General features: G+C 63.6%; 14 protein-coding genes. 4 read left to right on the forward strand and 10 right to left on the reverse strand.

Annotation, left to right across the window (positions count from 1 at the left end; genetic code table 11):
* Nucleotides 1–10: 10 nt before the first annotated feature.
* Nucleotides 11–457, forward strand: a complete 447-nt coding sequence (locus tag QQJ96_RS01875) for a flagella synthesis protein FlgN (RefSeq protein ID WP_284330225.1) — start codon at nucleotides 11–13, stop codon at nucleotides 455–457.
* A 79-nt stretch (nucleotides 458–536) separates the two neighbouring features.
* Entirely contained in the window at nucleotides 537–1,823 is a 1,287-nt protein-coding gene (locus tag QQJ96_RS01880) for an EAL and HDOD domain-containing protein (protein WP_284330226.1), read from the forward strand.
* A gap of 104 nt (nucleotides 1,824–1,927) precedes the next feature.
* Here the strand turns inward: QQJ96_RS01880 and QQJ96_RS01885 are convergent, their stop codons facing one another.
* The 4 genes from QQJ96_RS01885 to QQJ96_RS01900 are packed head-to-tail and all read right to left on the reverse strand — an operon-like array spanning nucleotide 1,928 to nucleotide 4,340.
* Entirely contained in the window at nucleotides 1,928–2,284 is a 357-nt protein-coding gene (locus QQJ96_RS01885; RefSeq protein WP_284330227.1) for a helix-turn-helix domain-containing protein, read from the reverse strand.
* Nucleotides 2,281–2,517: a type II toxin-antitoxin system HigB family toxin gene (locus QQJ96_RS01890; RefSeq protein ID WP_284330228.1), complete on the reverse strand. Its 237-nt coding sequence runs from the start codon at nucleotides 2,515–2,517 to the stop codon at nucleotides 2,281–2,283. Before QQJ96_RS01890 ends, QQJ96_RS01885 begins: the two co-directional genes overlap by 4 nt.
* Nucleotides 2,514–3,047 carry an energy transducer TonB family protein gene (locus tag QQJ96_RS01895; RefSeq protein WP_284330229.1) on the reverse strand — a complete coding sequence of 178 codons (534 nt, stop codon included), beginning with the start codon at nucleotides 3,045–3,047 and terminating at the stop codon, nucleotides 2,514–2,516. Before QQJ96_RS01895 ends, QQJ96_RS01890 begins: the two co-directional genes overlap by 4 nt.
* Before the next feature lie 6 nt (nucleotides 3,048–3,053).
* Nucleotides 3,054–4,340 carry an acetyl-CoA C-acetyltransferase gene (locus tag QQJ96_RS01900; RefSeq protein ID WP_284330230.1) on the reverse strand — a complete coding sequence of 429 codons (1,287 nt, stop codon included), beginning with the start codon at nucleotides 4,338–4,340 and terminating at the stop codon, nucleotides 3,054–3,056.
* Between the two features lie 230 nt (nucleotides 4,341–4,570).
* Here QQJ96_RS01900 and QQJ96_RS01905 point away from each other — a divergent pair, with 230 nt between their 5' ends.
* Nucleotides 4,571–5,692 carry a hypothetical protein gene (locus tag QQJ96_RS01905; RefSeq protein WP_284330232.1) on the forward strand — a complete coding sequence of 374 codons (1,122 nt, stop codon included), beginning with the start codon at nucleotides 4,571–4,573 and terminating at the stop codon, nucleotides 5,690–5,692.
* A 452-nt stretch (nucleotides 5,693–6,144) separates the two neighbouring features.
* Nucleotides 6,145–8,619 carry a sensor domain-containing protein gene (locus QQJ96_RS01910; RefSeq protein WP_284330233.1) on the forward strand — a complete coding sequence of 825 codons (2,475 nt, stop codon included), beginning with the start codon at nucleotides 6,145–6,147 and terminating at the stop codon, nucleotides 8,617–8,619.
* Nucleotides 8,620–8,646: 27 nt separating this feature from the next.
* Here the strand turns inward: QQJ96_RS01910 and QQJ96_RS01915 are convergent, their stop codons facing one another.
* The 6 genes from QQJ96_RS01915 to QQJ96_RS01940 all read right to left on the reverse strand — a co-directional run bounded on the left by QQJ96_RS01915 (nucleotide 8,647) and on the right by QQJ96_RS01940 (nucleotide 16,385).
* On the reverse strand, nucleotides 8,647–9,672 hold the full coding sequence (locus QQJ96_RS01915; RefSeq protein WP_284330235.1) for an HDOD domain-containing protein: 1,026 nt from the start codon (nucleotides 9,670–9,672) through the stop codon (nucleotides 8,647–8,649).
* 160 nt (nucleotides 9,673–9,832) lie between these two features.
* Nucleotides 9,833–11,770, reverse strand: a complete 1,938-nt coding sequence (locus tag QQJ96_RS01920) for a M61 family metallopeptidase (RefSeq protein ID WP_284330236.1) — start codon at nucleotides 11,768–11,770, stop codon at nucleotides 9,833–9,835.
* A gap of 246 nt (nucleotides 11,771–12,016) precedes the next feature.
* Complete coding sequence (locus QQJ96_RS01925) at nucleotides 12,017–13,558, reverse strand: amino acid permease (RefSeq protein ID WP_284330237.1); 1,542 nt, start codon at nucleotides 13,556–13,558, stop codon at nucleotides 12,017–12,019.
* 180 nt (nucleotides 13,559–13,738) lie between these two features.
* On the reverse strand, nucleotides 13,739–14,155 hold the full coding sequence (locus QQJ96_RS01930; protein ID WP_284330238.1) for a DoxX family protein: 417 nt from the start codon (nucleotides 14,153–14,155) through the stop codon (nucleotides 13,739–13,741).
* A 233-nt stretch (nucleotides 14,156–14,388) separates the two neighbouring features.
* Nucleotides 14,389–15,657 (reverse strand): sterol desaturase family protein, encoded by a 1,269-nt coding sequence (locus QQJ96_RS01935; protein WP_284330239.1) that lies wholly within the window; start codon nucleotides 15,655–15,657, stop codon nucleotides 14,389–14,391.
* Nucleotides 15,654–16,385 carry a lysoplasmalogenase gene (locus tag QQJ96_RS01940; protein ID WP_284330240.1) on the reverse strand — a complete coding sequence of 244 codons (732 nt, stop codon included), beginning with the start codon at nucleotides 16,383–16,385 and terminating at the stop codon, nucleotides 15,654–15,656. Before QQJ96_RS01940 ends, QQJ96_RS01935 begins: the two co-directional genes overlap by 4 nt.
* Nucleotides 16,386–16,399: the final 14 nt, after the last annotated feature.

The following is a 16,399-nucleotide window of genomic DNA, read 5'->3' on the forward strand; positions in this document are numbered from 1 at the left end:
AAGCCATGCCATGAGCCCGAACCTGCAGGCTGAACTCGGTGCCGCGCTGCGCGCCGTTCTGGACGAAATGAGCGCGACCACCTCGCAACTCATTGCCGTTCTGAACGAAGAACGCGAAGCGCTCAATCTCGCCGACGCCAAAGCGCTCAATCGCGCCGGCGAAGCCAAGCAGATGCTGATGCGCCGGCTCGAACAGCTCGACGTCGAACGCCTGCACCTTTGCAATACCTCGACCGAGGCCGCGCAGCAGGTGGAAGTGCAATGGCAGGAGCTGCTGAAGTCGCTGGCGGTTTGCCGCGACCAGAATCAACTCAACGGCGCGCTGGTGGGCCAGCGCCTGGCACAGGTGCGGCGTGCACTCGCCGTGCTTACCGGCGACGATACGCAAGCCGGTACTTACGGACAGAACGGATCGCTGCGGGAGACGCACCGCTCCGTGCAACTCGCGCAGGTGTAGAAGTTTTTTCTCCGGGCGCCCTGCCTCCAGGCAACCGGCTCGTAGCACTCGCTTCACCCACAAGTTTGGTACCCCTGCCATGATGACGAGTACAGCTGAACCGGCGACCAGGCCCTCGAACAACGACAGCAGCATGGTCAGCGACATGCTGCTGCCGGTCGTGCGCAGCCCGATACTCGACCTGGAGGAAGAGCTGTTCGCCTACGAACTCGTCTTCTACCGCCAGGGCGCCGGCACCGATGCCGACACCACCCTGGTGGGCGGCGTGCTTTCGGGCATCACCGATGGCGCGATCACCCGCCTGGTCCGGGGCAATCGCGCCTTCATGCGCCTGCCGCGCAAATTGCTGCTCGAAGAAACCGACATCCTGGCGCATACGCCGCGTCTGGGTGTGATCTTGCATCCGATCCATGTGCGCGATGCGGCCGTACTGCATCGCGCGCAACAGCTCGCCTTGCGCAAGTGCCCACTGCTGCTGGACCTGGGCGATCTCGACCCCAGCTCCAGCGAACCGCACGGCCCGCTGGAGCCACTGCTGCGGCTAGTTAGCTACGTGCGCCTCGATGCCAAGGCGCTTGACGCCGATACGCTGGCCCGTCGCTGCAAGCAACTGTTCGAACGCGGCATCGGCGTGATCGCCGGCAACGTCGACGACCATGCGACCTACGCTCGCTGCAAGACGCTACCGTTCCAGGCGATCCAGGGTCGCCACCTGCTGGTGCCGCAGCAGATCGAAGTACCGGTGCTGACACCCAGCCGCCTGAGCATGTTGCGCCTGATGAGCGCCTTGCAGGACAACAATGCCGGCCCAGTGGAACTGGGTGAAATCATTCGCGACGACGCCGTGCTCAGCTACAAGCTGCTGGGCTGCGTGAACTCCGCCTACTTCGCGCTGCCCCGGCAATTGAAGTCGATCCAGCAGGCAGCGATCTTCTTCGGCGTGGCGCGCCTGCGCAACTGGATCTACACCATGTCATTGGCCAGCACCGACGATCGCCCGCCGGAGCTGCTGCGCACTGCGCTGATTCGCGCGCACATGTGCGAAAAGCTGGCCCAGGGCATGCCCGCCGGCCTGCAGGAAATGGCCTTCATGGCGGGACTGTTGTCCTTGCTCGACACGCTGTTGTGCGCACCAATGGAATTCGTATTGAGCCACCTGCCGCTGGCGCCGGAAATCCGCGAAGCGCTGGTGGAAGGACGCGGTCCCTTTGCGCCGCTGCTTGAACAGGTATATGCCTGGGAAGCCGGCGACCTCAAGGGCGCGCACATGCAGCCACAGAACATCCGCAAGATGGCCGGTGCGTATTACGCTGCGACGCAATGGGCGGACCAGGTGTATTCGTTCGCCGAGCAGCGTCCGCATTGACTGTAGGCTGGGATGCCAATCCCAGCTTTTCATGCGAATTCGTGATGCTGGGATTCCATCCCAGCCTACGCGGCTAAATCTACCTTCAAGACTTGAGACATCAATTAGCCGATCAGACTCTCAGCAGGGATGCCAAGATTACGGTGCAATTTGCGAATCATCTCGATCGTAAGACCGCGTTTGCGGTTCAAGACTTCATAAACCCGGTTTGCCTGGCCGATGGAAGGCACAAGATCCTTGATCGTCAGGCCACCTTGTTCCATGCGGAACTTGATCGCTTCAACGGGATCGGGCAAGCCAATGGGGAAATGCTTGGATTCGTAGGCCGCGATCAGCGTGGTCAGGATTTCGAAACAGTCTCCGTCCGGGGTGTCAGGATCAGGTTCGTTGTCAAAGTAAGCGGAGGCCTCACGTAGGGCTTGCTCGTAATCCTGTTGAGTGCGGATGGGATGAATGTTCATACGTCCTCCACGGTTGCAGCATCGACCTTGTCGTATTCAGCATGAGTACCAATGAACTTGATATAGGCAGCCTGAAATCGATAAGCCACGGCCACGATTAAGCGGTAATCATTGCCCTTGATACTGAACACCACGCGGCTTTTTCCGACGAAGCTGGCGCTGGCATATTTGCTTTTGATGTCTTGAGGGGTTGCCCACGAAGCCGTCTTGGCCTCGTCGTAATAGCTTGTCATCTCGGCGCCAACTGCCCCGTTTCACCGCTGAAGCGCATCGGCAAATCGCCGCTCACGCCTTGCGGGTGATCCGTCGGCACCGCAAAGCGCCAGTGCCGCGCGATGTCCATCGCATTCGTATCCAGGATCGCGTCGCCGCTGGATTGCGCGACCGTGGCGGCCGTGACCTGCCCCTGCCCGTCGACCGTCAGATGCAGCAACACATTGCTCACCGCATGATCTTCCATCCGCTCGCTGGGCAGCGACGACATGGGCGTCGCAATCGGCTGCAACGTAATGGGGAAGTTGGCGGGAACGGCTGGTGTTGCGGCAACTTCGCCTCGTGCCGGGATGTAACGAGGACGGGCGACCACCATCGCAGCCCTGGAGTGCTGGTGACCGCGGTGTAGCAGATGGATGTTGGCGATGCGCGGCCCGGTTTCCGGCGGCGTGGCGCTACCCGCCGTCTGCTCGCTCAGCCACTGGGTGCCCGCCGCGCCGATCACCAGCGCAAGCAGACTCAAAGTAGCAGTGACACGCAGACGAGGCATAAGGACTCAAGGACGTTCGAGTATCGCCACCACGCCCATGCCGCCGGCGGTGCAGATGGAAATCAGGCCGCGGCCGGAGCCTTTCTGCTCAAGCAGTTTCGCCAGCGTGGCGACGATGCGCGCCCCGGTGGCGGCGAACGGATGGCCCACGGCGAGGCTGGAGCCGTTCACGTTGAGCTTGGCCGGATCGATGCTGCCGAAGGGCGCGTCCAGGCCCAGCCGGTGCTTGCAGTAGTCGGCCGATTCCCAGGCGCGTAGCGTGCACAACACCTGCGCGGCGAAGGCTTCATGGATTTCGTAGTAATCGAAATCCTGCAGGGTGAGTCCGTTGCGCTTGAGCAGGCGCGGGACGGCGATCGTGGGCGCCATCAGCAGGCCTTCGCCGTGCACGAAATCCACCGCGGCCACTTCCGCATCGCGCAGATAGGCCTGGATCTTCAAACCCCGCTTGGCTGCCCAATCTTCGTTGGCGAGCAACACAGCCGCAGCGCCATCGGAGAGGCCGGTGGAATTGCCGGCGGTGAGGGTGCCGTGGCCGGAGGTCTTGTCGAAGGCCGGTTTCAACCCGCCCAGCTTGTCCATGCTGGTATCCGGGCGCAGGAAGCCGTCACGCTTCACGCCACGGAACGGGACCACCAGGTCGGCAAAGAAGCCGGCGTCATAGGCGGCCGCCAGCTTGCGATGGCTGTCCAGCGCGAGGCGATCCTGCACGTCACGGCCGATATGCCATTCGCGCGCCATTTTTTCGCAATGATCGCCCATCGACATGCCGGTGCGCGGCTCGGCCACACCGGGAAAAGATGGCTTCAACTCGCGATAAGAAAAACCGCGCACGGCGGTTTTCAGCTTGTCCAGCGGCGTCCTGGCGCGATTGACCGCCAGCAGACGCTTGCGCAGGCGCTGGCTGAAGACGATCGGCACGTCGCTGGTGGTGTCCGAGCCTCCGGCAATGCCGGCCTCGATCTGTCCGGCCGCGATCTTGTTGGCGACCAGAATGGTGTTGTCCAGCGAGGTACCGCAGGCGCGGGCGGTGGTGATGCCCGGCGTGGTCGCGGCCAGGCCGGAGCTGAGCAAGGCCTCGCGGGCCAGGTTCCACTCGGAGGAGTGCTTGATCACCGCCCCCATCGCCACCTCGCCCAGCTCCACACCGTGCAGCCCGAAACGTTCGACCAGCGCGCCCAGCACCTTCACTGACATGCCGAAGTTGCCGACGTCCGCATAGGCAGTGTTGTTGCGACAGAACGGGATGCGTACACCGCCGACGACGCCAACGCGCTGCTGCGTGTTTTCCATAGCCTTGAAAGAGTCCCAGTACATCGATTCAGCAAGGCTAACCCGCTCGGCGCCCTGGCGAAAGCCCGAAACGGCGGTTGCTCAGCGAATGGTTACGGATAGGTTGAGAAAGTCTTCATCGCGCCGTCAGCGTCGCTAGACCCGTGCTGAGCGCCACGACCGCCCCAAAGGCCGGCCAAAGCGGCCTGTTAAACTTGCGCCCTCCATATAGATAGACAGGTATCACCCGCGTGGAATCCGCCGGTTCGCTGCAAGCCCTGCCCGCCGTCCTGGCCCTGGAACTGTCGCCGGGCGAACACCCGCAGCGATTGAGTCTCAGCCGCGATGAAGCAGCCGAACTGGCCGCGCTGGTGGCCGAAGATCTGTGCGGCCTGGTGCCCGAAGTCGCCCAGGCGCGGCTGAGCTTGGGCGGTGCCGTGTTCGATGCGGTGGAACTGTTGCGGCCCGGCTTTCCGGTGTGGGCGACGCTGGACGAGCTGGCGCGCCGAGTCCCCCGCGGCCAGCTGGAAAACGTGGTGGCCTTCGGCCACCACGATGGCCGCATGCCGGCGCAGCCGCTGGAGCCGGATCCCGCTTATGCAGACGGCCCGATGCGCCTGCTGCCGCTGAGCCTGCTCGCATCGGAGGATTTGGCCACGGCCCTGTCCGAACGCATGGAGGTGGAGCTGGTTGGCCGCGGCGAGGCCGGCGCACGCACCGCCGATTGGCTGATGCGCAGTTTGGGCATACGTTTGGAACACGCCCGCTATCTCAGCCGCAACGATCTACTGGCGCTGACCTGCGTGCAGTACGAACACGTCAATCTGGCGCCGCTATGGCAAATGCTCGAAGCGGCGATGCTGACGCCCTACCGGCCCGAAGCCACGCTGAGCGCGCGTGGCCTGGCGCTGCGTTATGCCGAAGGCAAGGTCTGGATGCAGTCGCCGGCCCAATGGCTTGCCGGCCAAGGCGGCGAAACACCCCAGCGCGAGCATGCGTTCGCCGGCGCGGTGTTCGAGCTGCGCCAATACGCTGCTCTGCTTGAGGCCCATGGCCTGCCGCTGCGGCTGGAAGCGGAGTCCCCGCTCCAGGGACCAGGCTGGCTCGCCGAAACCCTGGCCACGGCCGATCCCGCCTATGGCGCGCCGGCCTTGTTCGCGCACGAAGCGGCCGGACTCGGCGTAGTGGCAGTGACCGTGGCGCAAGCCGGCCCGGCCGGACGCGCCCAGGTGCTTGCCCATGGCTATCCCCTGCAAGCGGCGGCGCTCGGGCCTTTGGTGACAGCGCTGGCGGACAGCTTTGGCGCCGGCAGCGATCTGTATGCGCTGGGCCGGATCCAGCTCGACGAACAAGGCCAGCTAGGGATGCCCTGATCTATTCCACGTACCCGTCACCGCACTGTATGCACGCCTCGCTTCGCCCCGGCGGCGAAGGCATACCGGGAGTATGTCTAGACGGCGGGGCGAAGCGAGGCGTGCATACAGTGCGGCCCCAACCCTTTGAATTTGAATGACGGGGTGACGTCCAGAAGGCCCGCAGGCCGTGCCCCGCGGCTTGAACAGACGGCCAGTCTGCCCTGTGCCGCGCGACACGCCCTGCGGGCCTTCTGGACGTCATGCCGGGCACGTGGAATAGATCAGGGCATCCCTAGGTGCACCTGCCGCCGCATTGCATTGATTTGATCTGTAAAACCTGGGTTTGACCGGCGCCGAGTTCATCCTCCCCCCGGCGTGAAAGGGAGCGCGCTGGACTGTGCCAACAGGAGGATGCATTTGGCACGCCGTCCGGCGCATGATGTACGGACACACGAGCGCATCGGAATCGCATGCCCAAGCTGACGCACCCCGTCGAAGGCGATCCGTCAGACCCGGATCTGCTTGCCCACGTCGTGCAGAGCGTACCGGCGCTGCTTACCTATGTTGATATGCGCGAGCACTTCGTGTTCGCCAACGAGGCGCACCGGCGCTGGTTCGGCCTCGATCCGGGCCAGATCGTGGGCAAGCCGGTCAGCGAAGTCCTGGATCCGGAAAGCTATCTGCGTATTCGTGCCGCGCTGCTGCAGGCCTTGGGTGGCCACCCTTCCAGCTACGAAGGCCAGCTGTTCGATCGCATGCAGCACCGCTACGTGCATGGCAGCTTCACGCCTGACCGCGACGACCAGGGGCGACTGCGCGGTGTACTCACCGTATTCACCGATATCACCGAGCGCCACGCGCTGGAAGAGCAGTTGCGCGAAAGCGAGCAGCGCTTTTCGCAGGCGTTCCAGCACGCCGCGATCGGCATGGCGATGATTCTCCCCGATGGCCGCTACCAGCGTGTGAATGCCGCCCTGTGCAACATGCTCGGCTACAACGAAGCGCAGATGCGCACGATGAGTTGGCGCGATGTGACGCATCCGGACGATCTGCCGGTGAGCGAAGCGCTGGCTACGCAAATCATCAATGGTCGGCGCGAGGCGTTCCAGACGGAAAAGCGCTACCTCCATCGCGACGGCCATGTCGTGCACGTACTGGTCAGCGTCTCGCAGGTGCGCAGCGATTCGGGGCAGCTCAATTACGTGGTAAGCCAGGTCCAGGACATTACCAAGCGCAAGCAGTACGAGGACGCCTTGTTCCGCGAGCGCCAACTGGCGGAGGTCACCTTAAATTCGATCGGCGACGCGGTGATCACCACCGATGTCGCGCTCAACATCACCACGCTAAACCCGATCGCCGAAGCCATGACCGGCTGGTCCAGCGCCGATGCGAAGGGATGTCCGCTGGACGATGTCTTCCGCCTGCGTGACATCAACAACCGCCAGCCGCTCGATAACCCGCTGCGTCATGCGATGCGACGCAACGCCAGCGTGGATTTCAGCGGCCGTGCGATCCTGCTCCACCGCAACGGCTTCGAGACGCCGATCGAGACTTCTTCGGCCCTGATCCACGACCACACCGGCAACGTTACCGGCGGCGTGCTGGTCTGCCACGACATCAGTGAAACCCGCACACTGGCGCTGAAGATGATCCAGCTGGCCCAGCACGACACGCTTACGGGCCTGCCCAATCGCAGCCTGCTGTACGCGCGCATTGAACAGGCCACGGCGATGGCAACGCAACGCCATCGCCAATGCGCCCTGCTTTACCTGGACCTCGATCACTTCCGTCGCGTCAACGACACGCTTGGCCATGGTGTAGGCGATCAGGTCTTGCAGGTCGTGGCGCAGCAGATCCGCAGCGTGCTGCGCGATAGCGAGGACATGGCGTTCCGCTACAACGGCGACGAATTCGTGGTGCTGCTGCCGCGCGTGGATGACGCCGACGAAGCCGCCAGTTTCGCGCGCAAGCTGCTTGATGCCTGCTCGCAGACGCAGGTACCGCACCTGCCGCCGCTGGAGGTCCGCGCCAGCATCGGCATCAGCCTGTTCCCGCGCGATGGGATCGAGCCGGATGCGCTGGTGCGCACGGCCGATGCGGCGATGTACGAAGTTAAAACCCAGGGCCGCGATGGCTACTGCTTCTACGCCCCGGAAATGAGCCAGCGTACCGCCGCCAGCCAGCGCATCGAAAACGTGTTGCGCCACGCGCTGGCGCACAATGAGTTGCTGCTGCAATACCAGCCCAAGGTGGACGCGAAGCTCGGCCATATCGTCGGCGCGGAGGCGCTGCTGCGCCTGCACGTGAACGGCGAAGAGGTGTTCACGCCGGACCAGTTCATCCCGGTGGCGGAGGATACCGGCCTGATCGTTTCGATCGGCACCTGGGCGCTGCGCGAAGCCTGCCTGCAGGCGCGCAGCTGGCAGCGCGATGGACATCCGATCGCGATCTCGGTGAACGTCTCGCCCTTGCAGTTCCAATACGCCGGCTTCTACGAACGGCTCGACGCCATCCTCAACGAGACCGGGCTCGACCCGCGGCTGCTCGAACTGGAACTGACCGAACGCACCATGATGAGCGGCGGCGATGGCACCATCCGCCTGCTGCGGCGCATCCGCCAGCGTGGGGTGCGGCTGTCGCTGGACGATTTCGGCACCGGCTACAACAGCCTTTCCTACCTCAAGCATTTTCCGGTCGATGCCTTGAAGATCGAGCGCGCGTTCGTGCGCGACATCACTCAGGATGCGGAAACGGCAGCCATCACCCGCGCCATCATCGGCATGGCGCGCAGCCTCAACAAGGACGTGATCGCCGAAGGTGTGGAAACGGAGGTGCAAAGCGCCTTCCTGCGCGATGCGGGTTGCTCGCACATGCAGGGCTTTTTGTTCGGCGCACCGATGCCGGCGGAGAAGTTCGAGGAAAGGCTGGTCGTAACTGACGACTGACGGGTAGGTTGGGGGTTGCACCCCAACCTACGTCCGAAACGCCCGGCGCAACTCCTGCTGCGCACGCTCCAGCAATACGTCCGGCAGGCGGTCCACCCGCGCCGACGCAGGCGGCGTCGCGCGATCGACCACGTGATTGTCGGCCAGCATCTGGATCATCGCCAGGTGATCGGCCGCCAGCAGCGCGTTGCCCAGTTCGGTCACCGGCGCCCTAGCGCGTACTTCCAGCCGCTCACGCAGTGCCTCGATCACGTTGGGCGGCAACTCCCAATGCTTGGCCGCGCGCAAGGTGAGATGGTTCGCCAGATGGACATAGCCGATCAGGAAGGAACGGCTGAAAACGCCGAGCGTGGGTGGCGCCTCCTGGTCCAGCACGCGAATCATCGCACCCACGCCGGCATTGCAGACGATGCCGGCCAGGTACGCTTCGAACGGGTCGCCCTGTCCACGCGCGAGATACGTGCTGGCGTGCGCGCAGCGTTCCGCATGATCCCATAGCCGCTGACCGGCGGCGTGGCCGAGCATGCCCGCGCTGGCCTGCAGGATCGGCTTCATCACGTGCTGGGTCACCATCTGGCGCAAGCCGTCATGACCGAGCAACACGACGGCGTGCTGCAAGCTGGAGATCGGCCGCGCGGTGCGATAGTGCGCGCTGCGGCTGACCCGCATCACCTCGCCGACCAGCACCGGATCACGCCCGATCAGCTTGGCCACCTTGGTACCGTCGGAGTTGTCGCTTTTGAGCAGGCGCAACAGCTGTGGCAGCACCTCCGGCAGGCGCGGCAAGGTGGAGATGTCGAAGCGATCGCCGCCACACAGCTCGTCCAGCCGCCGCAGCATCACCTGCTCCTGCAGCCGCATCTCCACTTTCTCGGAGCTCGGCATGCCGAGCACCAGACGATAGAACCAGTCCTGGATGTCCGCACTGCTCAGCGCCGGCACCGGCTCCTGCGGCGCCCCGTCTTCCGGCCATGGCAGGACCACGCCGAGGCGCGGCCGCTCTTTCGGCGGCGGCGCTTCGCTTGCAAACAGTCGCTTCCAGAATCCGCTCATGTCCGGCCTAGCTGGCTCTCATCGGACAAGGTATCGGCAGGAAGGAGCAAGGCTTGATGGGGCGGGGTCCGTAGGCTGGGATGACAATCCCAGCATTGCCATGCACGCCGCGTCGCAATGCTGGGATTGTCATCCCAGCCTACAAGACCGACTTGCCGTGTTATTTGGTACGCGGCGCCACGATCGCCCCGATCAAGTCCTTGCCGTCCGCCCGCACCAGGTGCGGGTAGCGCAAGCCTTCGTGGTAATCCACCTTCACGGTGCTGTACACGTCCACGTTCTTCACCAGCAGCTCGATCGGTGCCTGCGACGTCTTGGCCGCCGTGACGGCATCCTTCAGCGCGTCGGTGGAGAAATCGCGGCCGTTGACGGCGACGATGGTCAGGTTCGGCACCAGGCCCGCCTTGAACGCCGGCCCATTCCATTGCACGTCGCGGATATGGCCTTTCTGGCTGACGGTCAAGCCGAGCGAATAAGCCAGGCTCAAGCCGTGGCGAATGCCTTCCCACGCTTTCTCCTCGGCGTTGGGCGTGTCGTTGAACACCAGCTTCCAGCCGCCACGCTCGATGCCGTGCTCGGGCAGTTGCGCGCCGGTGTAATCCAGACGATCGCGCAGGAACTTCGCCCAGTCGAACGGCTGCACCTGGTTGAGCGTGTTGATCACGTCATCGAAGGTATAGGTCTTGGTGACATAGCTGCCGTTGTCCATGCCATAGAAGGCGTGCGCGAAATCGTCCAGCGAATGCTTGCCGTTGCTGAGCTCGCGGATCTTGGTGTCGACGTCGAGCCACAACAGCTGGCCTTCCGGATAAAAGTCGGTATCACGGACCCAGTTGATCCAGCTTTCCGAACCGTAATAGGTGAGCGGCGCGGCATCGGCGGTGTCCTGCAGCGAGCGCCATGCGCGGCCGGTGCGGTAGGTCATTTCCCCGGCGATGTTGGCGATCGAATCGCGATACTGCTCCGGCGTCCACAGGCCCGCGCGCGCGGTAAGAATGCCGCACCAGTAATCGGTAAGGCCTTCGTACACCCACAGCAGGTCGTCCTGCATCGGCTGGTTGAAATTGGGCGTCCACAGATCCGCCGGGCGGCGGAACTTGCCGTTCCAGGAGTGCACGAATTCGTGCGGCATCAGGCTGGCGGCCACCCGGTGCATATCGTCGTCGGTGAAGAAGTTGGCCGGCAGGCGGTCGTCGCTGGACTGGTGATGCTCCAGTCCGAAGTGCCCGGTATGGTCCGACAGAGTGAGCAGGAAGTCGTAGTGGTCGTAGTGGTGCGCGCCGAACAGCAGGTTGGTCTGCGTCACCACGTTGCGCTGCTGCTCAAGCTGCTTGTCGGTGAGCTTTACATCCTTCGCTCCATCACCCACCACGTTCAAGTACACCGGCGCACCGCCCTTGGGCGTGAGTTCGACGCGGTTGAAGTTCGCGCCCGCGATCAGCGGCGAGTCGACGAAATTGTTGAAGCTCAGCGGCTTGAAGCGGATGGTGTTGCCCGATTGACCGTCCACGCTCAGCGCGGAGCCGAATTTCCAGCCTTGCGGCAGCTGCACGCTGGGCTGGATCTGGATCTGCCGCGTGTAGTAGCCCGCCGGATAGAACGCCACCTGGTTGAATTCCATGTCCACCAGATCGGGCGAGGTCGATACGCTGGCGCCGAAATTGCTGCCCTCGCCTTCGCCCGGCGACAGGAACTGGAAATCCAGATCCAGCTGGCTGGCATCCTGCGGCACGTCGACGTGGATCGCGTACATGTCGCGCAGGTCGCGGCGCCACGGCAGCTGCTTGCCATTAGCGCGGATGATCAGGCCCGACACGTTCGCCACCGGTCCAGACGGCGCATGCTCGCCTGGAATCCACTTCGGGTAGAACAGCGTGAGGGCACCTGGCTTCACCGGGACGGTTTCGTGCGAGCGGAAGATGCGCTTGCCGGCATCGGTGAGATCGACGTTGACCGTCAACGTGCCCGAGTAAGGCTGATCGACCGGCGCCGGCACATTGCCGGAGAACTCCGCTTGCGCGGCGGCGCAAACCGGTAAGGAACAGGCGGCCGTCACGGCGGCGGCGATCAGGCTCAAACGCAGGGCTTTGGACTTCACTTCAAACAACTCCGGCTAGGGCTGCCCAAGCCGTTAGCGCGCCGGGACAGCAGAGGATGATTGCCGCCTCTTTCAGGGCGGATTGCCGGCGATGTTAGAGCGAAGACCCTGCGCGACCTCCCCTGCCAGAGGTCATGTTGCTGCGCATTTTATGCGCAGCTTGCCAGAATGGTTTACGAAGTTCGAAGCGCAGTGCAGTTATTGACTGTCTTGCCGCAACGCGCAAAAGCTTGCAGCAAGCCGTGCCTATTTCTGCTCCATCCGGCTATGCCGCATGCCGTAGCCGAAGTAGATCAAGCAGCCCAACCCCATCCAGAGGATGAAGCGCTCGAAGGTAATCCACGGCAGGCCGCCGATGCGCTGCCAACCATCGACACCTTGCCACGGCACGCCGAAGATCAGCAGCAGCGAAAACAACACACCCAGTGGCGAAACCAGCGCCAGCGCCGGCGCGCGGAAGCTGCGCGCCACGTCCGGCTTGCGAATGCGCAGCACCAGTACCGCGCTGCAGATGATGATGAAAGCGCTGAGCGTGCCGATGTTCACCAGCTCGGCCACCTCGCCGATCGGCAGCAAGCCGGCCACCAGCGCGGTGAACACGCCAAGGATCACGGTCGGCCGTGCCGGCGTGCCGAAGCGCGGATGGATTTGTGCGAACCAGGCGGGCAACAGACCATCGCGCGCCAAGGCAAACCAGATACGCGCGGCGCCCAGCATAAAAGCGAACAGCACACTGGTTACGCCGATCACCGCGGCAACGGCGATCGTCACGCTCAGCCAGTGCAGCCCGATCGACTGGAACGCTTGCGAGACGGACGCATCGCCGCCCAGATGGCTGTAATGGGTAATGCCGGTGAGCACCAGCGATACCGCGATATACAGCACCATCGCCACCACCAGCGACAGCAGTACCGCGCGTGGCAGGTCGCGCTGCGGAAACTTGGCTTCTTCCGCCGCGGTGGTGAGCGTGTCATAGCCAAACACCGCGAAGAACACCACGCTCGCACCGGTCAATACTCCGGCCCAGCCGAAATGCCCCACGCCCTGGGCATCGACGATGCGCGTGGGAATGAATGGCTGCCAGTTCGCCACGTGCACATAGAACGCACCCACCAGCACCACCAGCAGCACGCCGATCACCTTGATCGTCACCACCAGCGTGTTGAAACGCGCGCCCCATTCGGTGCGTATCGTCAACAACGCGGCCACCAACAACGAGACGCCGGCGGCAATCACGTTGAAGCGGTGCCCATCGCTTGGCGCACTGATCGCTTGCGCGCCGTGTACGCCGAACAGCTGCTGCAGGTAGTACTCCATGGTCTGCGCGCTCATGCTCTGCTGCGCCCATTCCGGCAGATGGATGCCCGCCGAACCCAGCAGCACCTGCACATAGCCGGACCAGCCGATCGCCACTACCGCCACCACCAGCGCGTATTCCAACAACAAGTCCCAGCCGATGACCCAGGCGACGAATTCGCCGAGCACCGCGTAACCATAGGTGTAGGCACTGCCGGTGACCGGGATCAGCCCGGCGAATTCGGCGTAGCACAACGCGGCACACGCACTGCCGAAACCAGCGATGATGAAGCTCAGCGCTACGGCAGGCCCGGCGTTCGCCGCCGCCTGCTGTCCGGCCAGCACGAAGATACCCACGCCGATGATGCCGCCGATGCCGATGGCGGTGAGCTGCCACAAGCCCAGCACACGGCGGAAATCGCCACGCCGCCCCGCTTCCGCCTGCAACTGTTCGACGGACTTGTGGCGCAGCATCCGGCTCAGGACACTCATCGGCAACTCTCCCAAACGAAAGCGCCGATCATAGCGAAAGCGGACGGACGGTACGGCTGCCGGAAGAGATATCCGACGATCCGGTCTTGTTGCGCTGCAAACTAAGGAAGCATGTAGGCTGGGATGCCAATCCCAGCTTCCTTCTCGCTTTGCGATGCTGGGACTGCCATCCCAGCCTACCTAGCGCCGATCGAACGAATACTTGCCCGGCCCGCACAGGCATAGCAGCAGCAAGCCCCCGGCAATGCTCAGGTTCTTGTAGAAGTGGATCATCGTGTCCAGGCGCAAACCGCCCGTCAGCACCCAGAACCGGTGCCCGATCAGGGCGGTCACCACAGTGTACAGGGCAAGCAGCAGGGCCAGCGGCCGCGTATAGAAGCCGACCAGGATGGCCACCCCTACCACCAGCTCCATGATCAACGCGCTCGCCGCGGCAAGCGTGGCGAACGGCAAGCCTTCCGATTCCATGTATGAGGCCGTGCCCGAAAAATTCAGGAACTTGTCCCAGCCGAACAGCACGAACAGGGTGACCAGCAGTATCCGGGCGACCAGCAGCAGAACGTCCCTGTTGCGTTCGAACAACTGTGTGTAGCGCATGATCATTCTCCTGGGAGAACAACACATACCATCCGGCTCGGTCGACGACGCCAGGCCAGGCGGACCCTCTGGCGCTCACTATGGAACAAACCGCATTACGTTCCAACTCGGATCGGACACAGATTTGCAGACTGCTTGCACGCCGGCGCGCCAGGGCAGGCCCAAGCTTCTTGCCGGGAGAGGCCCGTCATGCCGACAGCCGCCGCTTGTTGCGGCGCAACTTACCCGACGGTTCAGCCCAACGCCGGCCGGATCGAATCGGCATGGCGGCGCTCGTGGCCGGCTATGGGCAATAGCGCCAAGGCGCCTATTCCAAACACCGCCACCATCACCACGACGAGCCGTCCGTCCAGATGGGCGACGCCGAACCAGCGCTCGCTAACCGCGACCAGCACAGCGGTTCCAGCCGTACGCAACAGCTCCAGCCACATACCGATGCGCCGCCCCTCCAACAGGAAGCCCAGCGCCCACAGGCTATATACCAGATACATCGCATAAGCCGCTGCCGGCAGCCACGCCAGCTTTGGCGCGACATCAAGAAAATTCACCCCGATCAGCAGCAACAGCGCGAACTGCGCGATGCAATAGAACTTCAGCGCCGGCGATATCGGCGGGCTGTACCGGGCATGATGAAGATCGAAACCGGCTTTCGGGAAACGCGCCGCCACATCGGATGGACGCCAGCCCGGCGGCTTGATCCACACGCGCAGCTTGTCCAGCCAGTGGCGCGCATGCCAGCTGTCCTTGAGCATCGCCCCGTACACTTCCACGTTCGCCCACAGCGGATTGAAGCTGTTGAGCGGCGAGCGCGTGCCATAAATCGGAGGGTCGTCGTCATTCTCTTGGACAAACGTGCCGAACAGGCGGTCCCACAGGATCAGGATGCCGCCGTAGTTGCGATCGAGGTAACGGTCGTTCACCGCATGATGCGCACGATGATTGGAGGGTGAGCAGAACACACGGTCGAACCAGCCCAGCCGGCCGATCACCTCGGTGTGCACCCAGAACTGGTACAGCAGATCGATCAGTGCGACGACCGCGAACAGTTCGGTGGGATAGCCGAGCAACGCCATCGGCAGATAAGCGATCCACCCCAGCAGGAAACCGCTGCCGGTCTGGCGCAGCGCCGTGGTGAGGTTGTAGCGCTCGCTCTGGTGATGCACCACGTGCGCGGCCCACAGTACGTTTACCTCATGTCCAAGGCGATGCAGCCAGTAATAGAGCAGGTCGTAGAGCAGCAATCCGCTGATCCACACCCATAGGCTGTTCGACGGCAGGGTCCATGGCGCCAGATGCGTGGCGCACCATCCGTAGATGCCGATCGCGAACAGCTTGGTGAATACGCCGACGATCTGCGAAAGCATCCCCAGCCCCAGGCTATTGATCGCATCGTTGCTGTCATAGGCATCGCGACCGCGCCACTTCGCCAGCAGCAATTCCACACCGATCAGTAAGAAGAAGCCCGGTATCGCCCAGGCCATGATGCGTTCCGGAGTGATCATCGTCCACCCACCTGTGCGCGATGGCGTTCGACCGAACGGGCCAGCAGCCACAACGCCGCATAATACGTCCCCAATATATATAGCGTCGCCCACGGTAACGCGGCGCGAAAGCGATCCCACGCGAGCAAGCCGTCGCTGGCCATGAACAGCAAGGCACCTAGACCGGCGGAACGCGCGCACGCGGCCCGGGCATCGCCCTGTGCCTTGAGCCAGGACGCCCGCCCCAATGCCTGACCTGCCATCGTGGCCAGGACGCCGATGTAAGCCAGCACCGGTACCCGCATGGCCGGTGCAATGCCTGGCCATAGCAGCACCGCCATTCCCGCCCCGAACGCCAGGCAACCGAGCCAAGGTTGCCAACGCGCCGCAAACCGCACGTCGCTGCTGAATGCTGCAATGAAGCAAACATGCGCCAGCAGAAAGCTGGCCAAGCCGGGCACGAACAGATCCTGGGGCAGCATCAAGAAGATGTCGCCCAGCAGGCAAAATGCGAGGCCGAACAGCATGCGTCGCCGAAACACCTCCGATACCGGCCTCGTCACTCGCCAGGCCGACAAAAAAATCAGGCAAGTAGCGAGCGGCTTGCACACCCAGTGCAGCCAATGCCACGCATCGGCGCCACCGTGCGTGGCCAGCGAGCCGAGTATTGCCGCGGCCGCCGTTGCAGCGACAAGCGCGACGCCCCTGCCCGGTGCCGGCGACACTTGCGTGGAAGACACTGCGGACATGCTTTCGTTCCTGC

This window comes from Dyella flagellata (assembly GCF_030160275.1).
In the GTDB taxonomy this organism is placed as follows: Bacteria; Pseudomonadota; Gammaproteobacteria; order Xanthomonadales; family Rhodanobacteraceae; genus Dyella_B; species Dyella_B flagellata.

Coding starts and splice junctions, on each gene's coding strand:
- QQJ96_RS01875 (WP_284330225.1), top strand. CDS start 11: ATGAGCCCGAACCTGCAGGCTGAACTCGGTGCCGCGCTGCGCGCCGTT.
- QQJ96_RS01880 (WP_284330226.1), top strand. CDS start 537: ATGATGACGAGTACAGCTGAACCGGCGACCAGGCCCTCGAACAACGAC.
- QQJ96_RS01885 (WP_284330227.1), bottom strand. CDS start 2,284: ATGAACATTCATCCCATCCGCACTCAACAGGATTACGAGCAAGCCCTA.
- QQJ96_RS01890 (WP_284330228.1), bottom strand. CDS start 2,517: ATGACAAGCTATTACGACGAGGCCAAGACGGCTTCGTGGGCAACCCCT.
- QQJ96_RS01895 (WP_284330229.1), bottom strand. CDS start 3,047: ATGCCTCGTCTGCGTGTCACTGCTACTTTGAGTCTGCTTGCGCTGGTG.
- QQJ96_RS01900 (WP_284330230.1), bottom strand. CDS start 4,340: ATGGAAAACACGCAGCAGCGCGTTGGCGTCGTCGGCGGTGTACGCATC.
- QQJ96_RS01910 (WP_284330233.1), top strand. CDS start 6,145: ATGCCCAAGCTGACGCACCCCGTCGAAGGCGATCCGTCAGACCCGGAT.
- QQJ96_RS01915 (WP_284330235.1), bottom strand. CDS start 9,672: ATGAGCGGATTCTGGAAGCGACTGTTTGCAAGCGAAGCGCCGCCGCCG.
- QQJ96_RS01925 (WP_284330237.1), bottom strand. CDS start 13,558: ATGAGTGTCCTGAGCCGGATGCTGCGCCACAAGTCCGTCGAACAGTTG.
- QQJ96_RS01930 (WP_284330238.1), bottom strand. CDS start 14,155: ATGCGCTACACACAGTTGTTCGAACGCAACAGGGACGTTCTGCTGCTG.
- QQJ96_RS01935 (WP_284330239.1), bottom strand. CDS start 15,657: ATGATCACTCCGGAACGCATCATGGCCTGGGCGATACCGGGCTTCTTC.
- QQJ96_RS01940 (WP_284330240.1), bottom strand. CDS start 16,385: ATGTCCGCAGTGTCTTCCACGCAAGTGTCGCCGGCACCGGGCAGGGGC.